The organism is Methylophaga sp. UBA1464 (assembly GCF_002325665.1).
Classification (GTDB): domain Bacteria; phylum Pseudomonadota; class Gammaproteobacteria; order Nitrosococcales; family Methylophagaceae; genus Methylophaga.
Genome location: NZ_DCSO01000095.1, coordinates 4,448 through 14,932, shown reverse-complemented (window position 1 = coordinate 14,932; position 10,485 = coordinate 4,448). Strand labels below are relative to the sequence as shown.

8 protein-coding genes are annotated in these 10,485 nt (G+C 43.8%); 1 reads left to right on the top strand and 7 read right to left on the bottom strand.

Features of this window, described 5'->3' with window-relative positions:
* A partial coding sequence (locus B3O33_RS12885; protein ID WP_292363776.1) for an EAL domain-containing protein occupies nt 1-3,183 on the top strand: 3,183 nt, incomplete at its 5' end.
* 123 nt (nt 3,184-3,306) lie between these two features.
* Here the strand turns inward: B3O33_RS12885 and B3O33_RS12880 are convergent.
* From B3O33_RS12880 to B3O33_RS12850, 7 genes are all read right to left on the bottom strand, one after another.
* Nucleotides 3,307-3,657 (bottom strand): hypothetical protein, encoded by a 351-nt coding sequence (locus B3O33_RS12880; RefSeq protein ID WP_292360764.1) that lies wholly within the window; start codon nt 3,655-3,657, stop codon nt 3,307-3,309.
* Nucleotides 3,658-3,726: 69 nt separating this feature from the next.
* A complete protein-coding gene (locus B3O33_RS12875; RefSeq protein ID WP_292360766.1) occupies nt 3,727-4,326 on the bottom strand; it encodes a hypothetical protein in 600 nt (199 codons plus the stop codon).
* Between the two features lie 62 nt (nt 4,327-4,388).
* A complete protein-coding gene (locus B3O33_RS12870; protein WP_292360767.1) occupies nt 4,389-5,027 on the bottom strand; it encodes a hypothetical protein in 639 nt (212 codons plus the stop codon).
* 165 nt (nt 5,028-5,192) lie between these two features.
* The gene (locus B3O33_RS12865; protein WP_292360769.1) at nt 5,193-5,756 is read right to left on the bottom strand and encodes a hypothetical protein; all 564 of its coding nucleotides are present in this window, start codon (nt 5,754-5,756) and stop codon (nt 5,193-5,195) included.
* Nucleotides 5,757-5,795: 39 nt separating this feature from the next.
* Nucleotides 5,796-6,983 carry a Shedu immune nuclease family protein gene (locus B3O33_RS12860; protein ID WP_292360771.1) on the bottom strand — a complete coding sequence of 396 codons (1,188 nt, stop codon included), beginning with the start codon at nt 6,981-6,983 and terminating at the stop codon, nt 5,796-5,798.
* Between the two features lie 59 nt (nt 6,984-7,042).
* Nucleotides 7,043-7,675, bottom strand: a complete 633-nt coding sequence (locus B3O33_RS12855; protein ID WP_292360773.1) for a cold shock and DUF1294 domain-containing protein — start codon at nt 7,673-7,675, stop codon at nt 7,043-7,045.
* Between the two features lie 57 nt (nt 7,676-7,732).
* Nucleotides 7,733-10,485: DUF748 domain-containing protein (locus B3O33_RS12850; protein ID WP_292363775.1), on the bottom strand; the 2,753-nt coding region annotated here is incomplete at its 5' end.

The following is a 10,485-nucleotide window of genomic DNA, read 5'->3' as shown; positions in this document are numbered from 1 at the left end:
GATTTTTCCAGAGATGAATTCTGGCACGCCAGTTTTTTCTTTTTCCAGTTAACCTTTTGTGCCACAGCAGCAACGATTGTCTCCGGTGCCATCGCTGAACGCAGTCGCTTTGTGGTTTACATCATCATCACGGCCTTGATCAGTTTGCTGCTCTATCCGGTGTTTGGTCACTGGGTCTGGAGCAGCGCCGTCAACGAATCTCCTGGCTGGTTGGAGGCGATGGGTTTCACCGTTTTTGCTGGCAGCACCGTGGTACACAGTGTCGGTGGCTGGGTAGCATTGGCCGCTGTAATTGTTATCGGGCCTCGAACTGGGCGTTTCATTCGCGGCCAAGTACAAAACATTCCAGGTAGTAATTTGCCGCTGGCGATATTGGGAATGTTGTTTTTTATGATCGGTTGGATTGGCTTTAATGGTGGCAGTACATTAGCTTTTACTACCGCCATTGCCGGTATCATCGTCAACACCATCATCGCAGCCGCTGCCGGGGGAATCACTGCAATCCTGTTGTCCAAAACGCAACAGGATAATAGCCAAACCACCTCTCTTACTATTAATGGCACTTTGGCCGGACTAGTCGCCATTACCGCAGGTTGTCATGTCGTTTCAACACCACAAGCAGCGGTGATTGGAAGCCTTGGCGCGCTGGTTATGTTTCTGGCAGAAAAACAGATGCACCGTATGCAGCTGGATGATGCTATTTCGGCAGTGCCAGTCCACTTGGTCGCCGGAATCTGGGGCACACTGGCCGTCGCTATTTTTGGAGATTTGCAACTGCTTGATACCGGCTTAAGCCGCTTTGACCAACTGCAAGTGCAATTACTTGGCATAGTCGCCTGTGCCTTGTTTATTTTTCCGCTGACAATCACCTTCCTCTTTCTGCTGAACCGTTACATACCTTTGCGCGTCAGTATCGAAGCCGAGCAGCAGGGACTGAATGTGTCAGAACATGGCGCGAAAACCGAACTGACTGATCTGCTTTCTGCTATGCAAACCCAAGAGCGCAGTGGTGATCTGAAACAGCGGGTACCAGTTGAACCCTTTACCGAAGTCGGACAGATTGCAACTCAATACAATCGGGTTATTGCGAACCTGAACCGTATGGTGACCCGCACCCGATTGATTGTGCGCGATATGCGTGACGGTGTTATCACCTTCTCCAGTCAGGGGATTGTGACTAGCGCTAATCCAGGAGCTGAAATTCTGTTCGGATTGCCTGCCCACCAATTGGTGGGACAACCCACTGAAGTGTTGCTCCATGAACAAAATAAACAAACCTTTTCGGCTATTCTGCCTGAAAAATTATTTGTCACTCTGGCCAGCAGCCAACAGTCGGGGCCTTATGAAATAATCGCCAGAAACGGTAAAAGTGAGCCTTTCACACTGGAGGTCACCACCACGGCCAGCCCAACCGAAGAGGGCGTGCAATACAGCGCCATGCTGAGGGATATCAGTGAAAGAAAAAAGATGGAAGATCGTCTGCATCGACATTCTGAGCTGGCTCAAGTGACGCTGGAAGCTATTACTGAAGCGGTTGTCACCTGTGATGCAGCTTATAAGATCGTCTACCTAAACCCGATGGCCAGTGAACTGCTGGGGCAGACATCCGAGCAAGCCTTCGGTAAACCGATTGACGAGATTATTCTGATTGAGGACAGTGAAGCAGATCCAGTTAACATCACGACATTGTGTAAGCAGTACTCAGATAAATCACCGAACTCCAGCCAAAAGCGTCTATTTGCTTTGAAAAACAAAAAAGGTGAAGAATTTGAAGTCCAACTCAACTGTGCACCCTTGTTGGATACCAATCGGCAAAACATAGGCTGGGTTGTGGCGTTACAAGACATTACTCAAAACAGCCGTTTAGAGAAGATGCTTACCTTCCAAGCGGTGCATGACACCCTAACTGGCCTAATCAATCGACGTGAGTTTGAAAAGCGTTTGGAATCGCTGATCTATGAAGCCCATCATGATAAAGCCGAGCATCTGCTCTGCTATCTGGATTTAGACCAGTTCAAATTGGTAAACGATACCTGTGGACATAGAGCCGGTGATGTTCTGTTAAAGCAGCTTTCAAATCTATTAAAACCCGTACTGCGTCAAAGCGATACTTTGGCTCGGCTGGGTGGTGATGAATTCGGGGTTCTGCTGACGCATTGTCCAATTGAAAAAGGGCAGGACATTGCCGAAGCATTACGAAAAACTGTTACCGCTTTTCGTTTTTCCTGGGAAGGCCAAGTGTTTTCAGTAGGCGTTAGTATCGGTTTGGTCAGTATTACCGAGGAAAGTGGCAGCCTCGATGAAGTGTTAAGTCATGCTGATGCCGCTTGTTATGCAGCCAAAGATCGTGGGCGTAACCGGGTGCATCTGTTCCAACCGGATGACATTGAGGCGCAAGAGCGCCAAGGCCAAATTCAATGGGCAAGTCGGTTACAGGAAGCACTCGATAAAGACCTTTTCCGGCTTTATTTCCAGACAATTGTTCCGCTGGAAAACAGCGAAAACACCATGCCGCATTATGAAATTCTGGCTCGAATGATAGGTCCAAAAGGAGAAATCATTCCGCCTGGAGCCTTTATTCCAGCGGCTGAACGATTTGGTTTAATGCCCAAGATCGACCAGTGGGTGATTCGCAATACGCTGTCATGGATGGGCGATCAACTTCGTCAGAACCAACAGCCCGTATTTTGCTCGATTAACTTATCCGGTGCCTCGATTGGTCGCGAAGACATCCTGCAATTAATTCAGGAACAACTGGAGAAGCGTAAAGTACCCGCAAATAATATTTGCTTTGAAATCACCGAAACCTCCGCCATCGCTGATCCAGCCAATGCCGCACGCTTCATTACCGAACTGAAAGGCTTAGGCTGCCAGTTTGCTCTGGATGATTTCGGTAGTGGCCTGTCTTCATTCGGCTATCTGAAACAATTACCGGTCGACTACTTGAAAATTGACGGTATTTTCATTCAAGAGCTCGCCAACAATCGGATAGATCAAGCCATGGTGGCTTCGATTAACAACATCGGCCATATCATGGGTCTAAAGACCATTGCCGAATTTGTTGAAGACGCTGCAACACTGAATATCCTGCGTCAGATTGGCGTGGATTATGTTCAGGGCTATTACCTGTCACGGCCAGAACCCTTGGAATCACTTATGAGTGTTCGGGTTATGCCGCGTTGAAATAAGGTAATTTAATATCCGCATCTTTCTGGTTCCCACGGTCCTCCGTGGGAATTACGTGATCCATTCCCACGCAGAGCATGGGAACGAGAAATTGCCCCTAAATATAACAAGCTGACCGCTCTAATCATTTGTGATTTTCGAAAAGTACTCATTAAAAGATTGCGTTAAGAAATTATCAAAATCATTTTGATTGCCCAAGAATTTGGCAAATGGAATTTTGCTGCCCATGAGGTTAGACAAAGCTGTTTTAGTTGCCAACTTATCCCCTGGAAGAGAAACATTCACATAATTGGGATTAGTCTTTGAGTGAATATGAAAGTGATAAATGGCCTTGGAGTTAGATTTACTGCCCTCATCAAGAATATCTACAAGCTCTGGATAAGCTATACACATCAGTTTTTCTTTACCATTTCTAATTCGAAATAGCTGTTGGTCACGAACTATGAATAAGACTTCATGTGATGCGTTCATAAGGTTTCTACAAAGTAAAGGTATAACATGGCTGCGTCCTGCACCGCAGAGGCGAAGTTGATTGAATTATTATGTGTTTGGCGAATTGTGGAACCTTTCGTATAAATAACAGACTTCATCTACGATTGGCTGGATTTCATGACGGACACCTAAAGTTTCGAAAACACCAACATCAATGTAGAAAGCCCTAAATAAATGAGCAGGAACACCTTCACTCTCTATTTGGCCACCAACATACGCTGGTAATACATACCCGACAATTGGCTTACTCCAAAGATATTTATCTAAGTTTTCCTCAAAGTGTTCAAGTAAGTTTCTGAGCGTACGGCTCTTTAGAGCGCTATCTTCGCTAAGGCCATAATGTTTCTTCAATGTTTCCGCTCGGTATTCATGTAAGCGATGCTTTCCCGGTTTAGGAGGCCAAAAATACCGAGATAACGCGCCAGCATGAATGAGTAGATTTTGGATTTGATCGAGAATTTCATCTTGCAGCTCCTCAGTCTTCTCGTAGTTTCCTTTAGTTTCATTCGTCATTTCAATAAAGCTTGCCAAAAAATCAATTGAAGCCATTGCTGCTTCAACGTTAAAACGAATGGCCTGCGAATAAAATGCAAGATGAGGAGGCTGAATGCCTCCATATTCTTTGATATCTCTTTCCAAATCATCCATTGAGATTAGACTTAACTTGGAGCAATGCCGCGCGCTGTAGGCGCGTTCCTTTTGAGCCAGAGTTAAATAGCTGAGTCGGATAGTAGAAATGGATACTCATGCTCACATAACAACTTGAGAAAGTCATAAATCTCCTGATCTCCTCGATTCGATTTTGAATGCCTAGAAATGCAAAGGTAATAGTTTAAATTTTTATGCTTTGCAAAAATAATCCATTCTCCGGTAAGTTTATTCTGCCTTGCTCTTTCCTTGTATCCGCTTATTACCATTTCGTGGGCAAGCCGGCCTTGCCAGCCAAATTTTGATGGATTTTTTTGTTCTTCCTCTATCACGTAAGAGCAAAGAGAATTAAATTTGGGGCTATTTTCAAATTCTAACCCCCAGTGATTTACCAGATTTCTAACCAAGAATTGTGCACCAGAAAAATGTGCTTTGAACAATCCTTTAAGCGGCATATGTTTGAATTGGTCAACTCGCTGTTTGCAACCACGACCGACACCTTCCAACTCTTGTATAACATCCGTAATCAGAAAAGAGTCGTGAGTTCCATGCTTACTAATTGAGGTGAGTTGAATCAATAAGAATTGACTTAGCCGATTCATATCAACACCACAAAACCCTACATGATTATTTCTAAAGTGAGTCACTTCATCTTCAGTTACATCAAATCCTTCAAACACATCAGAGGAAAAATTGTTCATACTGTCTAACGTCCGCATTTTCGGCCAGTTTGGAGCGACCAGTTCATGAACAAGTGTTTGTTAGATAATTCGCTCAACTAATCAACCTTAACGCCATATGTTCATTGTCTGACAGCCACAAAAAACTTTATTCCGATTCATCGGACAATACTCGATTGATTTTCACTAAAATGAAAAATCAATCGTTGTTGATTCAACTAAAATCCCATTAACTGATTTTGTTATAGGCGGATAACTTTCGTCAGGTTTGAGCACAACATTACGTTGAATTAAATGCGTCATATTTTCTTGATATAGATCAAAGCCTTGCACTTGCTTAATATTGAATCCACGTAATAGTTTGATTTCATAGGAAAACATGAAAGAATCATTTTTCAAATGTTGTACATGGATCCACGAATCACAATTTACTTTTTTCGTGCTGTAAATTGGGATGTGTTTTTTATCGGGATTAGTTGTTACCGAAACAAGATGCTGATAAATCCCAGTCTCTTTACATAAATCAAACTTACCACTGTAAGGAAACGAATCAATATTAATCGTCACTTGTCGGTCTATATCTCCTTGCCTTTTCAGACTAAATTTAACTAACCTACTGTCAGCAGTAACTTCCCCAATATGATGCTGTGCTTCCTTGTTAATTACATAGCTTTTAGTAGTTTGTGGGTTACTAGTAGCCGCACATCCCATAAGCGAAGTTATCAATAAAAGAATTCCAATTCTTTGCATACTCATCTACCTGTTAGTTATATAAAATTGGGTTAGATCCTAAATATCCCCAGACCAATGCTTTAATGTTGATTCTATACGTGCCAATAGATCATCATAGGTGATGATGTCGATGACATTTTTATATTTCCGCTTTATGACCTCGAAATCTTGACGCTGGGCCGATGATAAGCCGGTCTCTCGTCCCATAATTATTATTCCTCCAGGATTTGTTATCCTAATGGAAAATCCCGCTTCCAATTTCTCCCGAAAGTGCGATGTTAGTTTCTCTTCTCCTGTTCTGCCACATTTGTTCAGATAGTATATGTATTTCTCTAACTGCATTACTGTGCCAGATAGTTCGCGAAGAGGAATGTAGTTGTCCCGGTATGTGCGGTCTGTCACGATACACTTATCAAATGGTTTCTTAATTTCAATGATATCTGTATTGCCAGCCGAATCTACAAGTAAAAGATCAATACTTCTGTTTTTATTATTATAGGTATCGCGCACGGGCGCTTCTTTGAATACATGTATATATTTTGGATACAGCAGAAGGATAATTTGCAATATTTCTTCTTGCCACTGGGCTTCAGAATAAGATGATTCCGCTGCAAGCATGTCTTTTAGCTTAGCGAGTAGAAGCCTATATTTTTCAATCTCAGCAATGGCGACCAATTGATAGGTATTCGTACCTTCTATGCTTGCTCTTCGATTCATGTAATTTTGGTACTTTTCTTCATAGTCCTCTTTTAGAGTAAGGTAAGATGAAATTACGGCACCAACACGTGCATATGCATATCTTGTTAGTTCATATGAATTTGGGAAATTCTGTAATAATTTCGAAAAAGCGGTTTCAGGTATTGATGTATCGTCTTCGCCACCAATTCGAATATCTCCATCCACAAGATTATCCAATCTGGAAAAAATAGAAATATTCCGCTCTGCAATGAATGTCTTAGATGTGAGTTCAATTGCCTCATGGATATAGAGATTATGTTCGATTCCCATCACTGCTTTTGATAAGCAATAGTATTGTCCACTTTTTGAACCTATTTCGAATAGTACAGGGGCTCCTTTATCATTTGAATCTTCCTCAGACTGCAACTCATTTTTTGTGAGTGTAAACGTTCTTCTCAGCCTCACATCATTACCTTCTTCTAGCTCTGAATATATCCAGTTAGATGGTCTAAGATCACCGCTGTAGGAGAGAATAAGTCTTTTTTCTTCTTTTATAAATTCCAACATCCGTTGCAACTTCCTCCAAAACAAAAGCGATCAAAGGATCAGCCAACTTGATTGGCTTATTAGCCATTAAATAATGGAAAAACCACATTATTCATGAAGTTTGCCCCTTTCTCTGTATGAAGCCAAAACAAACCAGCTAGATTCAACAGTACAGTTACCCAATAAACATTTATAAACGCTTTCTTAATCGATTTATGGCGTAATTTCTTCTGAGCGATATAGGCTCCTGGCCAACCACCTATTAGAGAAAGTAAGTGCAAGGTGCTTTCTTGGATTCTCCATTGGCCATTTTGAGCCGCAGATTTATCCATCGCGTAAGCGATAAACGCAATCAGGCTCATGAGTAGATACATACCGACAATAACTAAAGGCAACTTCCCACTGAAGACGGCTATCAACAGTCCAATGAAAAAGATAATCGTAAAGACACTACCAAAGTCTCTTTGGCTTTTTACTTTTTCTCGTTTTTTTGACTTGTGGACGTCACGAGCAAATTGGATGTTTTCAGCTTTATAACGATTGTCATTATCGCGAGCTAATTCATAGATAATGACTTCGCCATTCACTGGTCTTCGGGATGGTGGATTAAAGGCCTTAATATGGACAAAAGCACGCTCGCCACCACCATTGGGCTCGACAAAACCAAAGCCTCGATCATCATTCCAGTTTGATATTTTCCCTTGCAGCTTCATGCTTTCCCTCGCGTTTATATCTAACCGCACAGCCAAAAGGCTAACTCAACTAATCGGTTAGAGGGTTCCTAAATCAAATTTCATTTTCAACCAACCGTCATCTGTTTCAGTGGAAACGCTGTCTTGGGTTTGCAGTTGGTCAGCGTTTAATTTGCCGTTTTGTTTGATGAACTCAAAAACGGCATTTTGTCGTTCCATGGCCAGGGTTTGCAGCTGCGAATCCGAGACCGATTCGGCTTCGATCAGCTGTTTTTTGAGTTCGGCGTTATAGGCCAGCACATCTAGTTCGGCTTCAGACTGTTCTTCGTCGATGTTGGTCATTTGCTGCTGGATGGTTTGCAGATCGGGACTTAAGCCTGCCGCGGTATAGAGTTGTTCCAGTATTTTTTGACGTTGTGTTTCACGCTGATCATCTGAGCTTGCTTCACTCATCAGACTCTCAATACGTTGCTCAACTGCTGTTTCTTGCAGTGCCTGTTTATCCGCGGTTTCATCAAATGGCGCAGGTATTTGTAAGGCCAGTTGTGGGCGCTGCGATAAGGCATCAACCAATTTGAGCAGCTTTTCCTGTTCAGGTGGGGCAATATCACTGCGTCCGGCACGAAAGCGAATCGAATCAATGGGATCATCATCACTGCCAATCAAACTGCCGAGGAACCGGAAAGGTGCGGTGACAATATTTCTAATGGCGTTACCAATAGCCCCCCGAATCACCGGCCCGATGGCAAACTCAGGGTCATTTATATCACCACTGACGGGGATGTTGAGTTCGATTACGCCTTCACTGTTTTTGAGTAATGAAACGGCCAGATCCAAAGGCAAATCCATGGCATCGGGTGATTCCACTCGTTCCCCTAACCGAATATCACGGATGACAATGTTATTGGATGCCGATAGGTCGCTTTCCACAATTTCATAGCTAAGATCGATATCCGCTTTACCGTCGGCGATCTCCCGTCCGGCAAACTTAACGGTATAGGGCGTCATCGAGGGTAAATCCAGATTGCTGAACGCCAGCGTGATATTGGTCTGTCCGGTCACATTCAACGGATTCAGTGCACCATTGATTTCAACCAGACCAAATTCGTCCACCTGGCCTTCCAACTCAATATTGACAGGTTGCTTCGAGCTGGAAGAAAAGCCACTGATTTCGCCATTGAGTTTCTGCATATTGGCATCAAAAACAATGGGCAGGTTCTGATCGGTAAACTGCGAACTGGCATTATTAATCTTCACCCGACCCAGTGAAATGTCATAGCCGTTTGCGTCATCTGATTTTGCCGTATTGGCTTCAGCATTTTCACTTGCCGATTGCTCTTTTATCAGCAACGCCAGATTGGTGTCACCGTTTTCGTTGATTAATACCCGACTGTATAAGGCATCAACAATGACTTCTGAGATGGCCACGCGTTGCTCTGCAAGTGAAAAGTCCACTTTATTAACGGATAAACTGTCGAGGCTAAGCAGCTTTTCATTGAGTTTCTGGTTATCCAGTTGCAGATCTGCAAGTGTGAGATCGCCTTGTAAGGCGAAGGGTTCTTGTTGATCGCTAATCAAACTGGCGATTACGTCAATTTTGCCATCCAGAATGTCAATATGGGCGTATTCACTTAAATAGGCCTGGAGAGGCACCAGAGATAACTGATTTACATTCGCCTCGGCATTCACCGACACAGCAGGAAATAGCTGTAAATCGCCGCTAACCTCAATATCGCCGCCGGATTGCAGACCGATATTACTGGTAAATGGCATCTGTTGATCTTCTGCGAGACTGAAGTCCTGCATACTGGCAGACAACATCAAAGCCAGATTGGCAGGCGTAGCTGGCATTTGGTCTTCCACAGCCAGGGCAGTGTTATTGATTTCAATATTGGCAATATCCAGCTGCAAGGGCGGCTGATTAGTTTGCTCAGGTTCGTCTTGATCGGCTTTTGGCAATGAATCCATTAATTGCACCCAGTTGAGTTCGCCTTCTTTGTTTCGGCTTGCTGCCAGCTTGAAATCATCCAAGGCTATGTTTTCCATGCTGAGCTGATTTTCCGGATAGGCGTAATTGCTATTTGTGATAGCTAGCGTGCCACCTTTGAGTAACGCATCAGATTCTCCAGGCTGATGAATACTGAGTTCGGCCAATGCGAGGTCAATGGCGCTGAGATTTACTTTTGGCGTTTCATCCGCCAAATCAACATCGTAAGTCACTTGCAGATCCAGTCGGCCGCCATTCAGTTCAACGGGGATCTCTGCCTTAACATAGCGATAGGGCATCTGTAAGCTGAAATTATTCAGGCTCGCCTGACCTGACAACTGTAATGGTGACAAGCTCAAACCACCATTTACCGCCAGTTTGGCGTCATTTTCCAACTCGATCAGTAGATCTATGTCGGCAGTTTGTCCGGCCTCTGTTGAAAAATTTTCTAGCTGAATGGCAATAGGACTGAGCACAGTCTCAAACGCTTCATCAGGCTTTTCATCACGATAACGGAATGTGCCATTACTGTAACTAAACTGTCCAATTTGCAGCGTGAACGGTGAACCCGTCGGTTCAGCGGCTGGCTGATCGGTTTCCTCTGTCGCAGATTCGGAATCTTGTCCGGGCAGGTCAGCGATTAGCTGCAACCAGTCAAGTTCGCCCTCATTGTCTCGGGTCGCCGCCAGCTTGAAATCGACCACCGAAACTTCATCCAATATCAGTTGATTTTGCGGATAGCTATAACGTCCATTGCTGACCGTCAGCGTTCCCGCCTGCAATATCGCCTCTGCAGCTTCGGAAGGATGAATGCTGAAGTCTGCCAGATCGATATCAATCGCAC

Bases quoted from the DNA above. Each gene is read 5' to 3' on its own strand.
- B3O33_RS12860 (WP_292360771.1), bottom strand. From the start codon at position 6,983: ATGTTGGAATTTATAAAAGAAGAAAAAAGACTTATTCTCTCCTACAGC.
- B3O33_RS12855 (WP_292360773.1), bottom strand. From the start codon at position 7,675: ATGAAGCTGCAAGGGAAAATATCAAACTGGAATGATGATCGAGGCTTT.
- B3O33_RS12875 (WP_292360766.1), bottom strand. From the start codon at position 4,326: ATGGATGATTTGGAAAGAGATATCAAAGAATATGGAGGCATTCAGCCT.
- B3O33_RS12880 (WP_292360764.1), bottom strand. From the start codon at position 3,657: ATGAACGCATCACATGAAGTCTTATTCATAGTTCGTGACCAACAGCTA.
- B3O33_RS12865 (WP_292360769.1), bottom strand. From the start codon at position 5,756: ATGCAAAGAATTGGAATTCTTTTATTGATAACTTCGCTTATGGGATGT.
- B3O33_RS12870 (WP_292360767.1), bottom strand. From the start codon at position 5,027: ATGAACAATTTTTCCTCTGATGTGTTTGAAGGATTTGATGTAACTGAA.